The following is a 21,967-nucleotide window of genomic DNA, read 5'->3' as shown; positions in this document are numbered from 1 at the left end:
GCCGGTGGATCCGGTCGCTGTGTGGCAGGAGCTGTCGCCAGAGGGGTCGGGCGTTGGTCAGCGGGTCGTCGTCGCCGTAGGCGTAGGCGTTGGCGTTGGCGTTGGCGTTGGCGTTGGCGGACGGGATTGGTGGCTGGCTGGTGGCGTCGTGGGGTTCCAGTGGCTGCCCACGGACGTGGACGTCAGTGACGACGGCGATGCCACCTTCCGCTCGTATGTCAACAACGTCCACCCCCGAACTCATCACGAACTGGCCTGCGCACTGCCGGAGTTGTTCGCGCGCTTCCTCCCGCTGTGGGAGAAGGTGCTCACCGACCTGCGTCATCCGCGGCCCCTGCGGATCGACGCCGACCCCTACGGGTGGTACGACTCAGAGCCGGAGTATCCGGACAAGGCGGCCTACAGAGATGACGAGGCCTACGCAGAAGCCGTCCGCGCATGGGAGGAGGCCCAGGATGACTGGTGGCGGAACCGTCGGCGGTCGTCGCGGACGCCCCCGTCTACACCTCGCCGGAGTCGCCCGACGAAAGCGCCCGGGTCGACCTGCGCGGCCGCCGTCTCCAGGTCATCGTCAAGCTCGCCACCATTCAGCTCACCCCCAACAAGCCGGAGTACCCCGGCGGTTCCTGGCATGTCGAGAGGATGTTGAATGAGCGGATCGCCTCGACCGGCATCTACTACTGGGACAGCGAGAACATCACCGAGAGCCGGCTGAGCTTCCGGGCGGCGCTCGACGACCCGAACTACGAACAGAACGACGACAACGGTGTGCGTGAGGTCTACGGCTTGGAGAACGAGGATGCGCTGAACCAGGTGCTGGGATCGACGTCGACCCCGGCGGGCCGCTGCCTGGCATTCCCGAACATCCTGCAACACCGCGTCGACTCGTTCGGCCTTGCGGACCCCACGCGCCCGGGGCATCGCAAAATTCTCGCGTTCTTCCTGGTCGATCCGTCGGAGACGATTGTCTCGACCTCCGATGTGCCACCGCAGCAACCCTGGTCAGAACTTTCGACCATGACGCTGGAACAGGCCAAGGCGTGCCGCGAAGAACTCATGCGGGAACGCAAGTTCTTCATGAACGAACACAACGAGCAACTCTACGAACGGGAATTCTCCCTCTGGAGCAGTGAAGCGTCAGCAGCGGCTGCGCTTGAGGTCATCGAAGTAGGGTCCCGGCGTCCTGTGCGGCGGTGCGGGCCTGTTCGACCTGCTCGGCGATCACGGGCGGGCGGCCGAATGCGACGGTGCTGCTGCGATAGGCCGCCTGAAGGGTTTGCAAGGTCCGTGCGGCGTTGCCGATCGCGGTCCAGGCCGCGTTGTAGGCGACGAAGCCGAGTCCGGCCCGGTCGGTCAGTCGGCTCGCAGGTGGTGCAAGCCGCTTGGCGCCGGTGCTCTGGGGAAGGGCCGGTGGGGGCGTCGCGAGTGATCTGCCACTGCTCACCGAGGATGTGGGCGATGCGGTCCTCGGCGGCGTTGACGTGGGCCATGAACGCCCGGTGGCCGGCCAGCGTCAGGGCGGCGGTGCGGGGGTCCGGTGTGCCTTCGGTGGCCCGTGCGGCGGCGGCGACGGCGTCGTGGCGCACCACTACTGCGGCTGCTGCAGGCGCACCGTCGTCCCGGGACGGACTTGTCCCATTAGGCTGAAACGTCATCAGCTTTTCCCCATAATCAAACTGTTGCGTCGAGGGCGGTCTCGCGCATCGCGGCTGGTCGGGGGGACGAGTGGAAGAGTCGGCGAACGAGCCTGCTGACGCCGTGGATGTGGCCGCGCTGCTCCACACCATGCCGCCCATGCGAGGGCGTGAGCACATCAAGCGGGCCCTGCTGTCTCCCCAGCAGCCCGTCTTCGGCCACCTCAAAGCGCTCGTGGCCGCCGAAGACGTCGACACCTTGCGCACGTTGCGGGACGCCAACACGCACCTGCACTCATTGTTGATGCCCCGCGCCGCAGCGGCCTCCTCCGTGCGTACGCTCGTCGGCACGGCACCCTTCCTGGACGACGAGGCCGCCGCGGTCCAGGCACTGCGGGCATCCGCCGCCATGGGACTCAGCCTCGTGGGCGACGCCGGTGACAGCACCAAGGAGCTGACGGCCGGTCTGCGGTGGCTTCGTCATCGTCATGCCCTCCCCGACCCTGGGCCTGAGCAGACCCCCCGTGCGATCCACGCACTGTTGGATGCGAGCGACGCCGGGCACGCGACCCGACTGCACCGTCTGCTGAACGCGGTCCCCGACGCGTACCAGGATCTGGCTCTGCCGACGCTGACCTGGCTCCTGGCCCTGGACGACGCACTGCCGCGGGCGCGACCGGTGGCCGTAGTGACCGTCCTGTTCGACGACGGCCGAGGCGGCGTGCGCGGCACCCTCACCGGGTCCGTCCTTCCCCAGGGGCCGCCGGCCCTGCTTGCCGACCCGCACACGATGTCGGGGTTCCGCGGCGACCAGCGGTTCCGCGAGTCACTGAGCGCCGCGTGGGCCACCAGCGGCGCGAACGTCACCACGCCCGTGCTGTGGTCGCTGACCGACGCGGACGGCGTGGTCGGCATGGTCGAGGACAACTCCCTGGGATGCGCCTTCGCGATCCTGCTGGGCGAGGCGGCCCGGACCACACGCGGGGCGCGGCTGCCGGCCCTGCGGCGGCTCAATCGGCGTACCGCGCTCGTCGGCGGGCTCGAAGCGGACCGGCCCGGCGCGCTGGTCTCCGTGGGCGGTTACCGGGCCAAGCTGCAGGCTGTGGCCGACGGCGCCAATGTGGTCGTACCCGCGGTGGACCGCCAGGAGGCCTTGCGGGCTCAGCCCAACGGCACCACGGACCGGCTGCTCTTCGCAGCCACCGTCGCAGAGGCGGCGCGCAAGGCCCGCACCTGGGACTTCCCCGTCGTCAGGCGATGGGGCCTCACAGCCGTCGCCGTGCTCAGCGCAGCGGTTCTGATCGCGGTGTTCGCCGTCCAGCAGATCAGCGCGGGCAGTGAGAAGGAGAGCCGCAAGGCGCTGGCCTCCGACCTCGCCGCCCGGGCGATGCTGCTGCGCCAGAACGATCCGCGGTTGGCCGCCCTGCTGGCCCTGGCCGGCTACACGATCCAGCCGGACACTCCGGGCGCCGTCCAGGCGATGCGCGACGTGCTGGAGGCGAACGCGGGGGTTCACCTCTCTTGGCGGGCCAGCCCGGCGAAGGTGACCAGCGTCGCCGTCGACGACGACCGGGGCCGGATCTACACCACCGGCGACGATCCCTACCTCAAGTCCTGGGACCTGCGGACGGGCAAACTGCTGGGCAAGGCCGACGCAGCCGTCACCGACCTCGTCCTCGACCACACCAGCGGACTGCTCGCGGCCCGCGACTCCAAGGGAGTGAGCCTGTACTCGGGCTTGCAGCCCGTACCACAGCGCATCGGCCGTTTTCCCGAGCCCTCCTGTTCGGGGACCGGCAGCAAACCCGTCGCGACGGCGTTCCTCAACAGCGGCGTACGGCTGGTCGAGATCCGCGACGACGGAACCATCGCCCAGTACGACACCACCACGCTGCAGCCGACGTCCTGCCGCCGCTTCGGCAACGATGTGCCGAAGGAGGCGACCCTCCCCTCCGGGGAGGGAAGCGTTCTCGACGCCACGGCCGCTCCCGGCCCGGATCCGGACCGGACCGACCGACCACGGCGGGAGGACTGCGCGTTGCTGCTCCTGACGTCCGGCGACGTCGTCGCGGTCGGGCTGGACAGCCACAAGGTCACCACAGAGATCGCGGCTGGCGATGTCCAGGGTCCTCCCACGCAGATCACCGCCAGCGCCAATGTGATCCTCCTCGCCACCGCGCGCGGCGTACAGGTGTGGGACCGGCGTCACCATCGTCAATTCCCCCTTCTCGTCGGAAACTTCTCGTACCCGCCACGCTCCATCGCCGCGCAGTCAGAAAGCGTGGCGATCGCCGGTGAGGACGGCACCGCGCTCGTGCCCGTCGATACCGGCTCCTTCTACTCCAACCGGGAGCTGGAGACACCACGCGGTGGTTCCGCCGACACGGTCGCGATCGGTCATCTCTACACCGTGGTCGCCGGGGGGCCCGGCGCCTGGGTGAAGGTCCTCGACCGGCGGCCCGACTCCCTGAGCCTCACTCCCGCGGACCAGTCGACCGTCGTCTCCTTCGGCTCCGACGGGTTGCTGTTGCTCGCCTCGGGCTCGTTCGGGGGTTCCGACGGCGTGTTCTCCATCGACCCGGCGGCGCCCCTCAAGCCCGCGCGGACGCCCTCGCTGCAGTCCTACCGGCACGTCGCCGACTACGGGTCGAGCATCTTCGACATCATGGACGCCGCCCGGAACGGCCCCTACGTCGCCGCCGCCGGCCGGTACCGCGGCCAGTCCGTCGTCGGCGTCTGGGGGAAGAACGACCACGCGCCGCGCCTCACCCTCCACGCACCGCGACTCGACCTGGGCGTCACCGACACCGGCCGACGCATGTTCACGGCAACCGCCTTCGTGCCGGGGACGGATCTGCTCGTCGCCCGCCATGCCACCGGTCCGCTGGCAGTTTGGTCCACCAGGACCTGGAAGTTGTCGGCGACCGTTCCGCTCCGGGCGGGCACCGGTCTGGCCGTGCACGGAAGACAGGCGCTCGCCCTGGAGGACGGGGGCAAGGACGGTCCCTTCACCACACTCACCGACCTGACCACTGGCACGACCCGCCGAGTGCGCTCCTCCGGCGCCGAGCAACTGGCCTGGAGTCACGACGGGTCCCGTATCGCCGTGCTGAGCGCGGACGGCACCGTACGTTTCCGCGACGGCGAACTCAACGAGACCGGACGGCCCTTCACCCTGCCACAGAACACCAGGGCACCCGACGCGATGGCCCTGTCACCGGACGGCAGCTACATCGCGGTCGCCGTCGACGACAAGGTGCTCGTCCACGACACCGCCACCGGCCAGCAGGCCCTGCCCACCCTGCGCAGTTCGGATGGCACGGACATCACGCGTCTGGACTGGTCGCCCAACGGTGACTTCCTCGCCGCAGCGACCCGCTCGGTCAGGGCGGACCAGGTCGCCGGGCCGGTGAGCCTGTGGCGGGTGGACGCGATCGACTGGAAACGGCAGATCTGCCACTGGACCGGCAACTCCGGGCTCACCCCCGGCGAATGGCGCACCCAGATAGGCACACGCCACTCGTACATCGACCTGTGCGCGACAAGGAAGTGAGCCGCCCATGTCCTTCGCACGATGCCGCCGTACCCGGCACCTGGCCGTCACCGTGCTGGTGGCGCTGGCAGCCGCCGCGTGCTCCGTCGGCCACGACGACCCTCGGCCGCCACGGCCCGATTCCTCCGCCGCTCCGACTGGGCAGCCCGACAAGCTCCACCCGGTCGTCGCCTTCGTCCAGCCGGCCCATGGTTCGGTGCTCGTCGCCGACGCCTCCGGCCGCACATGGAAGGCCGCCGACATGCGTCCGTCGGCCTCCGTCTACGACACGGCTGCGCAGTGGCCGACGAAACTCGCCTGGTCGCCCGGCGGGCGGCGACTGGCGTGGCTCGACGCCCCAAACGACGTGGACCAGACCGGCCAGATCCACATCGTCGACGTACGCACCGGGAAGGAGACCGCACGCCCCTGCCCTTGCCAAGGGATCGGTTTCCTCGGCGACGACGCCGTCAGTCTCAGCAGCGACGGCAGCTCCCTGCTGCTCTTCCCGGCCGCCGGCGGCGCGCGGCGCGTCGCCCTCACCGCGCGCCAGCGTCCCTACTCCCGGCTGGTCGCCGGCGGAACCGACGACGTCGTGCTGTTCTCCCCGCTTCTCGACGGGCCCGGTGTGGAGCGTGGCCAGGGCACGCTCGCCGTGGCCGACCGCAAGGGCACGGTTCGTCTACTGCTCCCGGCCAAGGGCCGCACGACATTCGGTGACGCGCAGCGGCAGCCCCACGGCACCGGACTGGTGTGGAGCAGCGCCGATTCGGGCGGCGCCTGCTGGACCCTGTCGAGCGTCTACACCCACCCCGTCACGACGAGCGGTGATCCCCGCAGCTCCTTGCCGCACGACGCGGCGCTCCGGCACGCCCTGGTGACGCAGGCGCGGCTCGTGACGTCCCTCGCCTGGGTGGGTGACGGCATCACCACCACGTTCAGCGCCGTACCCACCTGCCAGGTCATGTTCCCGGCGCGAACGGTGTCGTACTACCTGCGCGACGGCCACTGGACCTACCTCGGCAGCGGCATGCTCGGCATCGCGCTCGGCGCCGACGGCCGCGTCGTACGTCTTGAGGACCCGGTGTACCCCCGGACCCACGAGGTGGACGAACAGGCCATCACGACCGGCACTCTCACCCTGACCGCCCACGGCCGCAAGCGTGTTCTGGCCACAGGGGTGTCCCAGTTCGTCCTGACCCCGGCCGAGAGCGCCGCCGCGCGGCCGCCCACGACCCCGGCCCGGGAACCCGGTGAAGGCGTGACGGCCGAGGACGACCACGGCGCCCGCCTGCCCGCCGCGGTGCGGAAGCTGGCCGGGGAGATCGAGGACGCGGCTGCGCGAGGGCACACGCGACGGCTCGCCGCGCTCTGCGACCCGTGCTCTGCGACAGTACGCCGGTGGGTCAGCTCGGGCGACGGGGCGCGTGACGTCCTGCGGGCCATCCGCACCCACCCGCGGCGGCTGTCGGGCGGGCTGCTGATCTACCCGGAGGGGTCGACCTGCGTCGACGAGCCGCACAAGGACATCAGCTGCACGCCACAACAGCTGCGGGACGCAGCCGTCCTCGCCTTGAAGCCAGGAGTCTCGCCGGGCCTGGGTTACGGCGGATCCGCTTTCACGACTGCGGACGCCGTACGCGTACCCCTCACCCTGAGCTTCGAAGGAGGGACCGCACAATGGACGGGACTGGGCGTGAGCTGAAGGAACCCACCGGCACGCCGCTGGTGCCGCGGCAGCCCGGGAGAGTCACGGGGGACGACAGCACGGGGCCGATCCTGGCCGGTGACACGGTCGAAGGCCGGCCGGTCGTTGGTTTCGCCTGTACGGCCACGGGCTTACCGACCGCCGCCGACGACCAACTGGTCCTGGAGGGGGACGAAGGCAGCGGCCCGCCGCCGCGGCGCAGCACGGACCCCGCCGCCCAGCCGAGCCTGAGCCGCACCGGCCGAGCGCCCCACGAGCAGATCGGCCCGGCCCTCAGCCGTGACCCCGAAGCCGTCTGTCCCGGCTCCACCAGCCGCTTCGAGGAACTGCTGTACGGGCCCTCTTCCCTCGTCTGCACCATGCCGCTGATCGAGCAGCTGGCGGCATCCGGCCATCACAGCTGGCTGAGCGGGGGCACACCCCGCGATCTGCTCTCCGGTGCCGACCCCGCCGACGTCAACGACGTGGATCTCACCGGGACGGCACCCGCCGGAGCCTTCACCGACACGGCGCGGGCCGTGCTGGACCTCGACGGCATCAGCGCCGAACACGTCCAGCGGTTCAATCCCTGGACACTCACCTGCGGTATTCTCGATCCGGTCGACCGCACGCACGGCCCCACCCTCGACTACCGCGGTCTCGGTGTCCCCCGCGACGTCGCCCGCTTCCGGATGACCGGCAGCGATCTCCTCCAGGACGCCCGTCAGCGGGACCTGACCGTCAACACCCTGCTGTACGACCCGCTGCTCAACGTCGTCGTCGACCCGCTGGGCGACGCCCTCGACGACCTCGGATACGCCGCGCCGCAGGGCACACGGCGTCTCGTCCCCGCCCTCGTCTCCCAGGACCCGATGGCCAGCGCCGAAGTCCTGCTGCGCGGCGTGAAGTTCCTGCTGCGCTGGCAGGGACATCCCGGCGGCCTGGACGACGAGCCGCTGCGCGCCTGGGCCCTGGCACTGCCCGACGACCTGCCGGACCGCATCGACGCGTGCGGCCCCGAGGCATGGCACCACCTGCGGGCCCTCCTGGAGCAGTGCCTGCCCCACCCCGCGTCACCGGCCGTACTCGAGACCGTGCACCGGCTCGGCGGCGTCGCCGTGCGCGTGTACGCCCGCTGCGCCACGGAGGCGGTGTGAACCGGCCCGTGCTCTCGCCGAACACTCCGCCCGCCCACCGGCCGCTCAGCGACCGGGTCGCCCGGGTCTGGTCCGCGGAGCCGGGACGCCCCGCGGTCCTCGGCCCGGTCAACGACGGCAGCGAACGAACCGACGCCCGTACGATGGCACGCTTCAGCACCCGGGCGTGGACCCGCACCAATGTCCCGACCACCCGGCAGGGCGCCCCCTGCCGGGCCCTGGCGCTGCTGGCACCCGACGGCACCATGGTCGTGGAACTGGACGACGCCGGGGCACCCATCCCGGTGTCGGAGGGGGGTACCAGGCTCGTGGCCCGCCTAGAGAGCGAGTGGGACGCCCTGCCCGCCGACGCGGCGACCGTGTCGGGTCTGCGGGCCGAGAGCACGGCCCTGCGCTACTTCCTCCTGCACCGCGTGGCGCGGGAGACCCAGGCGCCACCACAGCTCTTCCACTGCCTCCCGTGGGAACGCGTCACAGCGACGGCGGGCTCGGCCACCACACTGCTGCGCGTCCGGACACCGGATCCCGGCGCCGAGGCCCTTCCGCCGCCGGACGGCGAATTGCGTCACTGGTTCACTCCGGCCGCCACGCCACTCGCCGGGCCTTTGCAGGTCCTGGACGCGGGTCTGCGCACCGGTCGCGCGGGGCCCTGGTTCGGCCGGGAGGCCGCGCATCTGCTGAGCGGCCTCCTGTCCGCCGACACGGCCCGCCTGCCCCGGACGACCCGGCACGCCCTGGCGGACCTCGCCGAGGCACTCGGTGAGGCCGACCGCGTCCTGCACCACACCGCGCACCTGGCCGCCACGCGTCTGAGGAACAGCACCACCACAGTACGGACGGCCTTCAGAAGGCGCCTCGACTCCGACTTCGTGCTGCGGGCGTCGTCCGGGGAACACAACACCTCCCGCACCGAGTTCCTGGAGCACTGGCCGGTCACCACAGGCCTCACCGTCACCGCAGGTGGAGTACTGGAGATCGAGACGGAGATCGAGGACCAGCCCGACCCGCCCGCGCGGCGCCTCGCCGATGGCCCGCTCTTCCAGCCGGTGACTCTGCGCCCGGCCACCGACGCCGCGACACCCGCCTCCGGGGGCACGCGATACTGGATGGCCCTGAACCCATCCCCCGGCCTCCTGCACGGCTTCCTGGCCGTTCCGCTGCCGGGCGCCACCTTCGACGTGGACCTCGCCGGGCCGCCCATGCCCCTGCGCTTCCTGGATCGTGTCGCCCTCGCCGAGTGGGAGCTGTCGCTCCCCGCCAACGAACGCGTCCTGTTGTCCCACTGGCGACGGATGACCGATGAACTGCCGCGGTACCATCCGGTCCGCGTCGCCTTCGACGCGTACGAATCGGGAAGGTCGTGAGGACAACGGCCGTCCCTGACCGAGCCATTCGGTCACGGCCCGCCGGTGCCGCCGCTATCGTGAACGCGTGGAAACCGAGGAACCGGCAGGGTCCGACGGCGACATCCGCCGCCGAGCCATCGAAAACGAACTGCGGCGCATCGAAGAAAGCGCCATGTACAGCGCGCAGTGCCAGTTCGAGGAGAGCAAGCGCTGGCGCGCCGTTCATCTCCTGCTCGGTGTCCCGGCGACCCTGCTCGCCGCCATCGCGGGTACCACCGCCCTGATCGAATCCACCGGCCGGACGGCGGCCGGCATCCTGGCTCTTGTCTCCTCCGGTCTCGGTGCCGTCCTCACGACCGTCAACGCGCCGCACAGAACCGCCCAGGCAGCCGCATCCGCCAATGCCTACCTGGAGATCCAGACGGCAGCGCGGCAGAGCCGCGAGGTAGATCTGCGCCAGTGGACCCTTGACGAGGCGCGCAGTGCCCTGGCGGAACTGACTGCGCGCCGCGACGAACAGAACACCAAAGCGGAACTCCCCAGTCGACGGGCCTACCGCAGGGCGCAGGCAAACCTGCAGGCGGGGACACAGAGGTACGCGGTCGACGGTGACAGCTGAAGGGCGTGCCGAGGCGAGTCCGGGGAACGCTTCAGGTCACGCTGAGGGCCGGAAGCGGTCGTGGGTCACCGGCTGACTCAGAATCACCTCGCGTAGCGTCCCCGTCGAGAGGATGAGCGTCGTCATCTCATCCCACAGGGGTGGGGAGGCTGCGCGTCTATGGTTCAGGACGCCGCGGGTTGAATGCAGGAGGTACGTGCGTGCTCCCCGGCCAGCGCCTCCCGCTCCGCCCCCGCGGACGGCAAGCTGCGCCAGAAATCCTGAGGCTTAGTTCTGCTCTGTTTTCTGGCTGACGGTTCCGACTTTGGTGAGGTAGTCGGCGAGAGCCACGCCGGGGGCTGAATCCCCCGATGCTGGCCGACGCCGGCCACGTCCGCCCTCCTCCAGGCCCGGTCTCCCACACTCCTCTCCGCCCTGGGGGCGACTGCGGATCACTCCACCTGCGAACGGCGGTACCGCGGTCACCGCCCAGCCGCCCACCCCGCCGTCCGGCACCGTGTCGTCCTGGGCGCCGTTGCACATACGGCTGTTCCGGACGCTGTGGCTGGCCCAGTTCATCTCCAATGTCGGCAGCTGGATGAAGACGGTCCGCGCCCAGTGGCTGATCACCCAGCAGTCGGGATCGGCGGGGCTGGTCACTCTGGTGCAGACGGCCGCGAGCCTGCCCGTCCTCCTGCTGGGCATACCCGCCGGCGCCCTGGCCGACATCGTCGACCGCCGCAGGCTTCTGGTCTACGCTTAGGCCCTCATGCTCACGGCCGCCGGACTGCTCGTCGCCCTGACCGCCCTGGGGCGCATGAACCCCTCCGGGGGTCCTGGCCCTGACGTTCGTGCTCGGCTGCGGCACGGCTTTGATGAATCCGGCGTGGCAGGCCGTCCAGCCCGAACTCCTGGCGACCCGCGACCAGATCCCGGCCGCTGCCGCTCTAGGCGGTGGGAACATGAACGTGGCCCGTGCGATCGGCCCCGCTCTCGGCGGCCTCGTCGTGGCGCTGGCCGGTACGGCCGCCGTCTTCGCCATCAACGCCGCCTCGTTCCTCGTCACCTTGGCCGCCGCTGTCCACCTGGCACCGGCCTGCGGCCACCGGCCCCGTGGCCGCCGAGGGCATGCTTCCCGCGATCAGGGCGGGCTACCGGTACGTCCGCCATGCACCGAGAATCCGCAGGATCCTCGGCAGATCGCTGTTGTACGTGACCTGTGCGGCCGCGCTGTGGGCGCTGTTGCCCGTCGCGGCGCACCAGCGGCTCGGGATGGGGGTCGGCGGTTAGGGCCTGCTGCTCGCAGCCGTCGGGGCGGGAGCGGTGCTGGGGGCTGTGCTGCTGCCGCGGGTGCGCGACCGGTGGTCGCGCAACGGGACGCTGGCAGGCGGGGGCGTCCTGCTCGCGGTGACGCTGGTCGTGCTGGCTCTGGTGAGCGTTCCCTGGGTCGTCGGCGTGGCTCTGGTGTTCTCCGGCCTCGCCTGGGTCGGTGTGCTGTCGATCCTCAATGCCCAGATGCAGTTGACTGCCCCCGAATGGGTGCGGGCTCGCGCTCTGGCCGCCTACCTGACGGTCTTCCAGGGCGGCCTGGCGATCGGCGCCGCGGTGTGGGGCAGACTCGCCGACGGCATCGGTCTGAGGCCGGCCCTGCTGGTGGCGGCGGCCGTGTTGGTGGCTGGTTCGCTGGCCGGTCTGTTGCTCGCCGTGCCGGACACCGCTCTGGACCGGTCGCCCTCCATGCACTGGCCGGCTCCCGTGATGGTGCTGGATCCCTCGGCCTCGACCGGACCGGTTCTCGTGACGGCCGAGTACCGCGTTCCGGCCGACCGCGCCGAAGCCTTCACCGACGCGATGGCGGCTGTAGGCCGCTCCCGTCCTGCGCACGGGTGCCCTGCGCTGGGATCTGTTCCGGGACGGCTCACGACCCGCCACCTGCCTGGAGGTCTTCGCGGTGGTCTCCTGGCAGGAGCACGAGCGGCAGCACAGCGGCCGGCTCACCGGATACGACCGGTCGGCCGAGGAGAGGGCGAGGGCACTGGTCGACCCCCAGCACCCCGTCAAGGTCTCCCACTACCTTCCAGCACGCCGAGACCGCGGTTGAACCAGCGACACCACCGGGCGATCAGGCAGCGATGATTTCCGCGACCTGTGCGAGTCGTTACCGGTGGGAGAGGAAGGAGACCCGCCATGAAGGCACATCGACCCGCGCAGCAGCCCACGACCGAGCTCGACACCCGCTACAGCTCGGCACTCAATCCCCGCCCGGGCGCCTCGGACGTCACCGCCACCGCATGGGCCCAGGCCCGGCAGCGGCTGGAGACCGCCGAGATCTTCTGGGTGTCCACGGTACGGCCCGACGGCAGGCTGCACGTCACCCCCGTCATCGCCGCCTGGCACGACGGGGTTCTGTACTTCTCCACCGGCCCCGGGGAGCAGAAGGCCAAGAACCTCGCACACCACGCGCACTGCGCACTGACCACCGGCGGGAACTCGCTCACCGAAGGACTCGACCTCGTGGTCGAGGGCAGGGCGGAACGGGTCGCCGATCCGGCCGTGCTGGAGGAGGTGATCGCGGCGTACGAGAGGAAGTACGGGCCGCACATCACCTCGCCCGATGGCACCTTCCACGGGATCGGCGACGCGTTCCGCAAGGGGGACGCGGTGGTGTTCGCGGTGGCCCCGGCCACCGCATACGGCTTCGGCCGCGACGGCGGCGTCTACACCCACACACGCTGGACGTTCTGAACGACCGCGCGCCCACCGGGCGGTGGGCGGCGTTCCGGACCTACTTGCTCGATCTCCCCGCGGCCGACGGGGTGGTGGACATGGCGCCCGCGACAGCGAGCACGAGGGCGGCAAGCACCGTGGGCACGGTCAGTCTCAGCGTTCTCGGAGATTTCGTGATCGCGAGGATCGACCACGGAGAAGATCCGCGTGCGAACAAGGAGTGAGCGTGTCATGCCCACTCCACCACTCGGGAACGTCGACACCGCAGGCCGAGATATTCCGGCGCCACGCCCCTTCGACGCATGGCAGACCTCACACCAGATGTAGTTCATCATTCAACTATCCCGGAGTACTGTCTCCATTGCCCGGCAAGGGCAACCCCCTCGTGACCGGTCCATGGACACGAGGTGAGCCAGGAGGGAAGAACATGACACCCAAGCTTGTGCGTCGAGTTGCCGTCGCGGCCGTCTCCGTGGCCGTCACCGCAGGAGGCTTCCTCGCCGCGGGAGGCACCGCTTCGGCGACGCCGCTCCGGAGCAGCGAGCAGTCCGTCCTGACCCACGTCATAGACAGCCACAGGGAGCTGCCGCGGACGGAAACCGCACACATCGGCGGTCACCACCACCACGGCCGTGGCCACGGAACGCGCGATCGCGACGGACGGCCCGACAAGATCCGGCCCTCCGCACACGACACCGACCGCGGCCTCATCGACGAGGCCCGCCGGACGTGGGTCCTCGACCAGCTCCAGTGGATCCGTGATCACAATCTGTACTACACCCTCCAGGGCTGAGGCCCGCCCTGCACCCTGCGGGACCGATTCCAGCAGCCGCGCCCACCAACGCGGCTCGATCCGGGAGCCATTCGCACCTCGGGGCATGGCGATGGCTGCCACGGCACGGCACACACGACCGTGCCCCACAGCCGGGGCGGCATTCCGGTCGTTCAAGGGACAGCAGCGATCATGAACGGAATGTCGCCCCTTGCCCCCGGCGGACGGCCGCCGCTGAGAACCGATCGACGGCGGGCACCCGCGGCCGCGGAACACCCTCACCGATGAGCACACGCGGTCCGCGCGGGACGAGACCTCCTCGCACGGCGATTCCGGAGCCTGTTCCGGGACCCGCGCCGCACGCGCCGCCCGCCGCACTTCTTCCTCGTTCAGAGACTCAACCGAGCGACCCCAGTGTGTGCCACCCCGGCCGACTCGTGGAACTCCCCCGCTCGGTCCGGCCGCTGACGCCGAATCGGAGAGCCGAGCCATGACCGACTGCATAGATCACCTGCTCCACATGGAGCTCATGCTCGCGCCGGAGCATCCGGTCGCACTGCCGACCCGTCTGTCCTACCGGCGGCGTGACCCGTTCGCCGTGCACGTCACCTTTCACACCGAGACCCACGGCCCGGTCGTCTGGGTGTTCGCACGTGATCTGCTGGCGCACGGCATGCACGAACCGAGCGGAGAGGGCGACGTACGAGTCCGGCCGAGCGGGAGAGGAGCGGACGCCATGCTGCACCTGTCCCTGTCCTCACCCCACGGGCACGCCCGCCTCAGGACCTCGCTGCCCGCGCTGGCCGACTGGCTGAGGCTCACATACCTGCTGGTGCCCGCAGGCCGAGAGGGTGACGAACTCGACCTGGACACGGAACTCTCACGGCTGCTGTACGGAGCGGCATGACGGCCCGCACACCGTTCCCCGCCGTCCGGCGCACCGCCCGGACCGACCATGACATCACCGACCGATCGGTACGTCCGATATGTGTGCGACACCACTGCCACAAAACGGGCAAGCGTGCCATCATCGCGGCCGTGCAACATTCAACCAAGTGGGCGCGGCCGTGGCACGCGGCAGACGCTGCCCTGCGAAGCCTGCCCGTCACCCGGACACCGCGAACGGGGCGGACGGCCGCGGCACTGATCCAAGGCGCCAAGGGACTGATCGCAGCACTGCTGTCCTGGCAAATGGCCTCCTGGTGGCTCCCCGGCGAGCAGCAGTATCCCGCCGTGGCGACGGCCCTGCTCATGGTCCACGCCCCGACGATCCACCGGTCCGTGACGCAGGCCGTCCGCAGTGTGGCCACGCGCGGCGCAGGACTGTCGCTGGCCGCCGTCGTCGTGTGGCTGCTCGGCTCGACCATGGGAATCGTCGCGGCAATCCTGGCGATCGCACTGGTCGCGGCCGGCCGCCGGGACTCCGACAGCCGGTTGCAGATCGTCTCGACCGCGGTGCTCACCCTGACGGTGACAGCAGCCGCCCCGGTCGGACACATCATCCTTCCGCTCCTGGCCACACTGGCCGGCGCGGTGGTGGGGACCGCGGTGAACGCGCTCGTCCTGCCGCCGCTGCACCTGGACGCCTCCCGTGCCTCCGTCCGCGAGCTCGCGACGGCCATGGGGTCGCTGCTCGACGACATGGGGCAGGGCCTGCGGGAACGGCGGCACGCCGACCGCGCGCACGCATGGCTGGAGGAGGGCCGGCACCTGGAGGAACTGGTGGCGCAGGCACACGAGGACGTGCGCCGGGGCCAGGAGAGCCTGCGCTGGAACACGCGGTGCGCCGTCCACGGCAAGGAGAGGCCGCCGGACCACGAGGAGGCGCTGCGCACCCTGCATCACGTGTCCTTCCAGGTGCGCGGCATCGCCCGGACCCTCGCTGACAACGTCGACGACCGGCACGCCGAGCACCACCTGGGGAGACTCTTCCTGGACCGGTACGCGGCGATCCTGAAGACGGCCGGGCAAGCGGTGGCCTCGTTCACCGCCGTGCGGTCGGCCGACGACCCCGGCACCGGGCACGCCCGTGACCGGCTGCGTCAGGGCATCGGCGAGGCCACGGCGTGGCACACGTCGATGACCGAGCTGATCGCCCGCGGCTCCTTCCCCGAGCCCGGCGCGTGGCATGTGTACGGATCGTTGATGACCGACGTCGAGCGCCTGCTGGCCGATCTGGACCACGCGGCCGGTTCCCTGCTTCCGTTCCGGCTTTCCCGGAAGACCGCCGCGGCCTGCGCCGGGGCCACCTCGCCCTGCTGACGACGCACGGCGACACCCCTACGGCCACCCTGCACCGAGGGCCACGTCCGCCGAGGCCGGCTGAAGGTGCTGGCGGGCAGCGTTTGCGGTCCGGCCGCTTCCCGGCACCACCGTGGTGATTACAGTTCAACTACGTCGGGTGCTGCGAGGAGGTCGCACCACGAGGGAGCTCGGTCCGGCCGACACGGTCGGCATCCTCCGCCGGCCCGGTGTTCGGGCACGGCACACCAGCTCCGGGCTCGGCTGGGAGCAGTTGTACCTCTCCGCCCAGCAGAAGCAGCCCTATCGTGGCGTGTTCGATCCGGCCCCGACCCACCTGCTGATCGTGCACCTCGACGGGCCCGTCACGGTGCGCCGCGAAAGAGGCGGCGGCGCGCGGACGCGGACCGTTCCGGCCGGCGCACTCATACCCGAGCCCGACGCAGAAACCTACCGCTTCCATCCCTTCGACCTCACCAAGGTGTGGAGCAAGAAGGACTACCCGCTCATCGAGGTCGGCGAGTTCGAACTCAACAGCAACCCGGACAACTACTTCGCCGACGTCGAGCAGGCGGCCTTCACCCCGACCAACCTCGTCCCCGGCATCTCCTACAGCCCGGACAAGATGCTGCAGGGCCGGCTGTTCTCCTACGGTGATGCGGCCCGCTACCGGCTCGGCGTCAACCACCACCAGGTCCCGGTGAACTGCCCACGCGCGCAAAGCTGGTGAACACCTATCACCGTGACGGGGCGATGCGCGTCGACGGCAACCAGGGCGGCGTCCCGGGTGTCGAGCCCAACAACTTCGGCCGGTGGGCCGAGCAACCGAGCTACGCCGACCCGGCCCAGGCCATCGGTTCGACGGCCGATCGCTTCGATTTCCGGGAGGACGACGACGACTACTTCACCCAGCCCGGTGACCTGTTCCGGTTGATGACCGCGGATCAGCAGCGGCTTCTTTTCGAGAACACGGCACGCGCGATCAAGGGCGCGTAGCGGAAGGCCGTGCTGAAGCACATCGAGAACTGCACCAATGCGGATGCCGCCTACGGCGAAGGTGTGCGCAAGGCCTGCGAGGCGTTCGGCGCGCTCTGAGCCCCGTCCTGGAGGCCACCGGCACACAGGTGGCCGACAAGCTCACACCCCTGCGCCCGACTCCCCGGCGAGACGTTCGCCTGGTGGCGGCCCGATCGGGCCGGTCGGCCGCCACCGCCTGCGCAGGTGTGTCCGGATCCGTGGGACAGACGTCCGTTCGGACACTTCTCGCCGCGACATCGGTCAGGGACCGTGGAGGTGAGTCGGCAGCGACTGATGTTCCGTCCTTTCCCTTCAGGAGACACGATGCCCGAAACGATCGCCGGGATCACGATCCCGGACACCGTCCTGATCCGCGAGGCCACCGAGCTGGTGCGCCAGTCGGCCGACGACACGCTGTTCCACCACTCCCGCCGAGTGTTCCTCTGGGGGATGCTCAAGAGCGCCGCCCGGGGACTCCAGGTGGACCCCGAACTCGCCTACATCGGCGGCCTTTTCCACGATCTCGGGCTGACGGACGACTACCGCACCAAGGACCGCCGCTTCGAGCTCGACGGCGCCGAAGCGGCGTACACCTTCCTGCGCGACCACGGCCGAAGCGAGCAGGAGGCACGCAACGTCTGGCTGGCGATCGCGCTGCACACCACACCGGAGGTCCCCCTCCACCTTGCGCCCGAGGTCTCCGTGGTGACGCTCGGCGTCGAGACCGACGTCCTGGGCCTGGAACTGGAGCAGATCACCCCGGAACAACGTGCCGAGGTCGTGGCCGCCCACCCACGACCGGATTTCAAGGACCGCATCCTCCAAGCGTTCTACAACGGCATGGCCGACCGGCCCGACACCACCTTCGGCACCATGAACGACGACGTCCTCGCGCACTTCGACCCCGGCTTCCAGCGCAAGGACTTCGTCCAGATCATCCGGGCGAACGCGTGGCCCGAGTGATCAGGTCCTTGGCCCGAGTGATGTGATCAGCCGGTACACCCGACCAGGGACTCCACCAACCGGACGTCCTGGTATTGATCAAGGAAAGGAGCCGTCTCCCGCATGGCGGTCCACCGTGTTGCCTTCCTCGTGTTCGACGGCATGAAAATGCTCGACGTCTCCGGGCCCGCGGAAGTGTTCGCCGAGGCCAACACCCTCGGTGCCCGCTACTCGCTGCGCTATGCGTCGCCGTCCGGGGAGCCGGTACGCACCTCGATCGGCACACGCCTGCCCGTGGACTCGGCCGCAGCGGACCTGGACGTCGACACACTCGTCGTCTCGGGCGGGGATCCGCTCGTCACCGAGCCCATCCCGTCCGAGCTGACCGCGGCCGTCCGGCACCTGCGAGCTCGGGCCCACAGGCTCGTGTCCATTTGCACCGGCTCGTTCGTCCTCGCTGCCGCAGGCCTGCTTTCGGGGCACCGCGCGACCACGCACTGGCGCCATGCCCAGCTGCTCGCGCGCGCCTACCCGGACGTCCACGTCGAGCCCGACTCCCTCTTCGTCGAGGATCGTGGCATCTTCACCTCGGCGGGTGTGACCGCCGGTATCGACCTTGCGCTCTCCCTGGTCGAGCGTGACCACGGTGCGGACCTGGCCCGTGACGTCGCCCGCAGTCTGGTCATGTTCATGCAGCGCCCGGGAGGGCAGTCGCAGTTCTCCGCACCGCTGAAGATGAGCGTGCCGCGCACACCTGCGCTGAGATCGGTCACCGACCTCATCGCGGCGCAGCCCGCGCTCGAGCACAGCACGGATTCGCTGGCCGTCCTCGTCGGTGTCAGTCCCCGGCATCTCACCCGGCTGTTTAGCGCCGAACTCGGCACGACACCGGCGAGGTTCGTCGAACGCGTGCGGCTGGAGCACGCGAAAGCGCTGCTCGACGCCGGTCACAGCGTGGCCGCCAGCGCCCGAGCGGCCGGATTCGGCAGCCCCGAGACGCTGCGGCGCATCTTCGTGGCCCGGCTCGGTGTCTCACCGGGCCATTACCGAGCCCGGTTCACCGCCACGCACTCAGACCCCCGCCGTCCTCGGACGCCAGCCGGAGACCGGAGCAGGACCGACCGCACGCCGTCGGCTTCGCTTCGATGCCCCGGAACGAATTGAAGGCTCCCCTCCCTGAAGGGAGGGATGGTCACCCTCCAGGGCTGAGCGGGGATTTTCGGCTCAGGCCGCCACCGGAGCCGGCGGCCCCGGTGGTCTTACGCCCTCGGCACCGTCCGGGTTCCAACCTGCCCGGACCAACATCACGCGGGCGGAGTTCTTGTCCCTGGGGGACACGGCCCCACACGCGGTGCAGGCATACGTTCTCATCGACAGAGGCAGTGCGTGCTTGGTTCTCGCTCCGCACTGCGCGCAGTCCATCGTGGTGTGCGCCGGGTGCACAAGACGGACGTCCCGCCCGTGCTTGCGGCCCATCTCGACCAGGGCACGCTTCGTCGCGGCGATGGCGGCATCGGCCGCCTTGCGGGCCATGGTGGTCTTCGCCAGGAACTTCGGCCTGAAGTCCTCCACCGCAACCCTGCGGTGGTTCAGCCACCGGCCGATGGCTGGGAATGAGTGGCGAGGCCGTGACACAGGCCGGCGTCCGTCTCATGGCCGTCGACCGGCCAGGGCTGGGCGTGTCCGACGCCAAACCCGGATGGACGCTGAGCAGCTGGGCCCGCGACGTCCGCGAGTTCGCTCTTGCCCAGGGGCTGACCGGCCTGGCGGCCATCGGCTGCTCGGTAGGCGCCCCCGTCGCGCTCGCCTGCGCCGCAGCCGGGGCAGTGGTGGGTGCGTCCCTGGTCTCCGGGACGGACGAACTGGCCCATCCCATGTTCGCGGACGCCCTCGAGCCGGAGGCCCGCATGCTCGTGCGCCGCGTGGCGCACGACCCACAGGCCGCCGAGCAGATGCTGCGCAGCGCTGCCGGCGCGGAGGCACTGTTCGAGGTGGTGACGGGTAACGTCGGTGACGGCGGCAGCCTTGTGTACGGGGACCCCGCTTTCCTTCAGGCTTGTCGTCGTGCGCTGGCAGAGGGATTCGTACGAGGGGCCGCGGGGTACGCACGCGAGACGGTGCTGGCCACGACGCGTTGGCCCTTCGACCCCGCCACCGTCTCCGTCCCGATCGACCTGTGGTACAGCCGACGCGACACAAATCCGTTCCACTCGCCCGCCCACGGCGTTTCCCTCGCCGCTCGCATCCCCACCGCTCGGCTCCATATGCTCGCGGATGCGGGAACGGCGCTCGTGTGGACACACCCGAATGAGATTCTCGCTTCGCTCCTGAGCCGCACCGGCCGCGGGTTGACCCGCGGCCGAGGCCCCCTGTGGAGTTCGATCAGGACTGGGGCCTCGTGTCCTAGGCGGCACCTGGGGCCATCTGGTCCAGGTCGTGCACAGCACGGAGGGCGGCCGCCGGGCCGCAGGCGCGGATGGTGGTCGTCTTCTTGTTCCCACGCGCTGGCTGTCCGGCTGACCATTCAGGGCAGGCGGCTGCTCATCGAGCGTGTCCGCTCCGGCAGCCCGGTCGCGCACGTGACAGCCGAAATGAGCATCTTCCGCGTCACGGCTCGGAAGGGTCCTCGTCACGCTCCGGCGGAGCGTCGAGGATCTCCGGAAGCAACTTGTCCGACGGGTACGCAGCCGGCGGCGCCTCCGCGCGCGACGGACTCCGCGGCACGGTGCGTGCCCGTCGCGGGGTCACTCGGCTGCGGGGGCCCACAAAGGCTCGGGGACGGTCGCCCCGAAGTGACGACCCCAGGCGTTCCGGCTGGCCACCTCATGGACCGGCTGCCGATTCGCGGCCACGCCCCAGCGGCCGAGCGGGTAACCGAGGGCGAGCATGACGTTCATCCTCCACCCCTCGCCGGTGGGCACGCCGAGCAGTTTGTGCACGGTGTCCTCCTCGTACCGCAGCACGGTCGTGATGACACCGCCCACCCCTTCCGCCCGCGCTGCGAGCAGGGTGCTCCAGATGGCGGGGTAGATGTTCGCGCCACCGTGATCGTCGATGGAGAACACGAAGAGCAGGAGGGGGATGTCGGCGAAGTGCTCGGTGAAGTAGTCGCCCGAGGCCTTGATCCTGCGCAGCGTGGCGGCGTGTTCCTCGGGGTCGTGGATCGCCTTGGCCAGCGCCCCTGCGGCGATGTCGGCGTACTCCTGTTGGCGGCACTTCCGGTAGAGCCCCGCGAGCTCGCTCTTGAGTGCGGGGTCGTCGACCGCCAGGAAGTGCCAGCGCTGGGCGTTGCCGCCGTTCGGCGCGCGTATGGCGGCGTCGAGGATGCGGCACTGCGTCTCCAGCGGGACAGGGTCCTTGCGCATGCGCCGCATCATCCTCGTGGTGTACAGGGCCTCGTACACGTCCATCCGGTCCTCCTGAGACGCCGATGACGGAGACGGCGCGGCGTCACCGGGCGGCCGCCCGGCTCCACGGGGGGGTCGGTTGACGAACAAAGGTTGGCCAACCTGGCACTCCCATGACGCACCGCCGTTCATTACGTTACAGTCATTGATTGTAACGGTTGCACGGGCCACCGGTCCGGCTGCCGACGACGACTTCTACGCCGGAGGACAGTCATGGCGAGTGACTACGAACGAGGTCGGGTGGGATTGCTTCTCGTCGACCTGGTCAACGAGAACTTCTCCGAGGACGGCAAGGCGTACTCCGTCTACGCCCCGGAGTACGAACGGCTGGGCACGATCGAGAACCTGAAGAAGCTCATCGCCGGGGTGCGGCGGCACAAGGACGTTCCCGTCTTCTACTCGAGGACTGCCTTCGCCGATGAGGACTACTCGTCGTGGAAGCACGTCTCCGGGATCCACCGGCAGATGTTCGACAGCCGGCTGTTCGAGGCGGGCACCTGGAACACCGAGTTCCACAAGGACCTGGCTCCCCAGCCGGGTGACGTGGTCCTCGCGCCGCACAAGAGCCTCGACGTGCTCCACCACACCGACCTGCAGTTCCAGCTGCGGCAGCGCAATGTCGAGTACCTGGCCATCGCGGGGGTCTCCGGGATCATGGCCGTGGAGTCGACGGCCCGCACCGCGATGGAGCGCGGCTACCACGTCACGACGTTCACCGACGCGATCGCCGCCCCCGGCGGCCTGGTCACCTACCAGGCGATGATGCGCGGCCTGGCCATGGTCTCGCACCGCGTGGTCGGCGTCGACGACTTCCTGGCCTCGCTCGACACGCCGGCGGCGTGACACGGCGCCACGGTCCGGTGGGGAAGGAAGCCGAGGGCATGCGGCTGGCACGAGTGAGGCCGGC

The 21,967-nt window shown here is 70.2% G+C and carries 16 protein-coding genes and 4 pseudogenes; 18 read left to right on the top strand and 2 right to left on the bottom strand.

Features of this window, described 5'->3' with window-relative positions; genetic code table 11:
* Positions 1-154: 154 nt before the first annotated feature.
* The 17 genes and pseudogenes from ACQPXS_RS45620 to ACQPXS_RS45540 form a co-directional block, all read left to right on the top strand.
* Positions 155-1,122, top strand: a pseudogene (locus ACQPXS_RS45620) (DUF4246 family protein); the annotation flags it as partial.
* A gap of 672 nt (positions 1,123-1,794) precedes the next feature.
* Positions 1,795-5,187, top strand: coding sequence for a hypothetical protein (locus tag ACQPXS_RS45615; RefSeq protein ID WP_433455356.1), 3,393 nt, complete (start codon positions 1,795-1,797; stop codon positions 5,185-5,187).
* Positions 5,188-5,194: 7 nt separating this feature from the next.
* Complete coding sequence (locus tag ACQPXS_RS45610; protein WP_433455354.1) at positions 5,195-6,871, top strand: hypothetical protein; 1,677 nt, start codon at positions 5,195-5,197, stop codon at positions 6,869-6,871.
* Positions 6,847-8,010 (top strand): hypothetical protein, encoded by a 1,164-nt coding sequence (locus tag ACQPXS_RS45605; RefSeq protein ID WP_433455352.1) that lies wholly within the window; start codon positions 6,847-6,849, stop codon positions 8,008-8,010. Before ACQPXS_RS45610 ends, ACQPXS_RS45605 begins: the two co-directional genes overlap by 25 nt.
* Entirely contained in the window at positions 8,007-9,374 is a 1,368-nt protein-coding gene (locus ACQPXS_RS45600; RefSeq protein ID WP_433455350.1) for a hypothetical protein, read from the top strand. The genes ACQPXS_RS45605 and ACQPXS_RS45600 overlap by 4 nt, the downstream gene beginning before the upstream one ends.
* Positions 9,375-9,441: 67 nt before the next feature.
* A complete protein-coding gene (locus tag ACQPXS_RS45595) occupies positions 9,442-9,975 on the top strand; it encodes an SLATT domain-containing protein (RefSeq protein ID WP_433455348.1) in 534 nt (177 codons plus the stop codon).
* A 496-nt stretch (positions 9,976-10,471) separates the two neighbouring features.
* Positions 10,472-10,717 carry an MFS transporter gene (locus ACQPXS_RS45590; protein WP_433455346.1) on the top strand — a complete coding sequence of 82 codons (246 nt, stop codon included), beginning with the start codon at positions 10,472-10,474 and terminating at the stop codon, positions 10,715-10,717.
* Positions 10,718-10,829: 112 nt separating this feature from the next.
* Positions 10,830-11,021, top strand: a pseudogene (locus ACQPXS_RS45585) (MFS transporter); the annotation flags it as partial.
* Positions 11,022-11,082: 61 nt separating this feature from the next.
* Positions 11,083-12,090 (top strand): annotated as a pseudogene (locus ACQPXS_RS45580) (MFS transporter).
* A gap of 51 nt (positions 12,091-12,141) precedes the next feature.
* On the top strand, positions 12,142-12,699 hold the full coding sequence (locus ACQPXS_RS45575; protein ID WP_433455344.1) for a pyridoxamine 5'-phosphate oxidase family protein: 558 nt from the start codon (positions 12,142-12,144) through the stop codon (positions 12,697-12,699).
* Positions 12,700-13,108: 409 nt separating this feature from the next.
* Positions 13,109-13,474 carry a hypothetical protein gene (locus tag ACQPXS_RS45570; protein ID WP_433455342.1) on the top strand — a complete coding sequence of 122 codons (366 nt, stop codon included), beginning with the start codon at positions 13,109-13,111 and terminating at the stop codon, positions 13,472-13,474.
* A 469-nt stretch (positions 13,475-13,943) separates the two neighbouring features.
* Positions 13,944-14,360: an SsgA family sporulation/cell division regulator gene (locus tag ACQPXS_RS45565; protein WP_433455340.1), complete on the top strand. Its 417-nt coding sequence runs from the start codon at positions 13,944-13,946 to the stop codon at positions 14,358-14,360.
* A 131-nt stretch (positions 14,361-14,491) separates the two neighbouring features.
* Entirely contained in the window at positions 14,492-15,715 is a 1,224-nt protein-coding gene (locus ACQPXS_RS45560) for a hypothetical protein (RefSeq protein WP_433455338.1), read from the top strand.
* A gap of 139 nt (positions 15,716-15,854) precedes the next feature.
* Positions 15,855-16,424, top strand: coding sequence for a catalase (locus tag ACQPXS_RS45555; RefSeq protein ID WP_433455336.1), 570 nt, complete (start codon positions 15,855-15,857; stop codon positions 16,422-16,424).
* Between the two features lie 23 nt (positions 16,425-16,447).
* On the top strand, positions 16,448-16,690 hold the full coding sequence (locus ACQPXS_RS45550; protein ID WP_433455334.1) for a catalase-related domain-containing protein: 243 nt from the start codon (positions 16,448-16,450) through the stop codon (positions 16,688-16,690).
* Positions 16,691-17,035: 345 nt separating this feature from the next.
* Positions 17,036-17,674, top strand: a complete 639-nt coding sequence (locus ACQPXS_RS45545) for an HD domain-containing protein (RefSeq protein ID WP_433455332.1) — start codon at positions 17,036-17,038, stop codon at positions 17,672-17,674.
* 102 nt (positions 17,675-17,776) lie between these two features.
* Positions 17,777-18,817, top strand: coding sequence for a GlxA family transcriptional regulator (locus ACQPXS_RS45540; RefSeq protein ID WP_433455330.1), 1,041 nt, complete (start codon positions 17,777-17,779; stop codon positions 18,815-18,817).
* A gap of 60 nt (positions 18,818-18,877) precedes the next feature.
* Here ACQPXS_RS45540 and ACQPXS_RS45535 read toward each other — a convergent pair.
* Positions 18,878-19,243: pseudogene (locus ACQPXS_RS45535) on the bottom strand (zinc ribbon domain-containing protein); the annotation flags it as partial.
* Between the two features lie 1,154 nt (positions 19,244-20,397).
* Positions 20,398-21,063: a nitroreductase family protein gene (locus tag ACQPXS_RS45530; RefSeq protein ID WP_433455328.1), complete on the bottom strand. Its 666-nt coding sequence runs from the start codon at positions 21,061-21,063 to the stop codon at positions 20,398-20,400.
* Between the two features lie 237 nt (positions 21,064-21,300).
* Between ACQPXS_RS45530 and ACQPXS_RS45525 the strand changes: the two genes are divergently transcribed.
* Positions 21,301-21,903: a cysteine hydrolase family protein gene (locus tag ACQPXS_RS45525; RefSeq protein ID WP_433455326.1), complete on the top strand. Its 603-nt coding sequence runs from the start codon at positions 21,301-21,303 to the stop codon at positions 21,901-21,903.
* Positions 21,904-21,967 lie beyond the last annotated feature (64 nt).

Origin of the sequence: Streptomyces sp. CA-142005, from assembly GCF_050942335.1 — a bacterium.
Taxonomy (GTDB): domain Bacteria; phylum Actinomycetota; class Actinomycetes; order Streptomycetales; family Streptomycetaceae; genus Streptomyces.
Note: the sequence above shows the minus strand (reverse complement) of the source record. Positions and strands in the feature narration are given on the sequence as shown.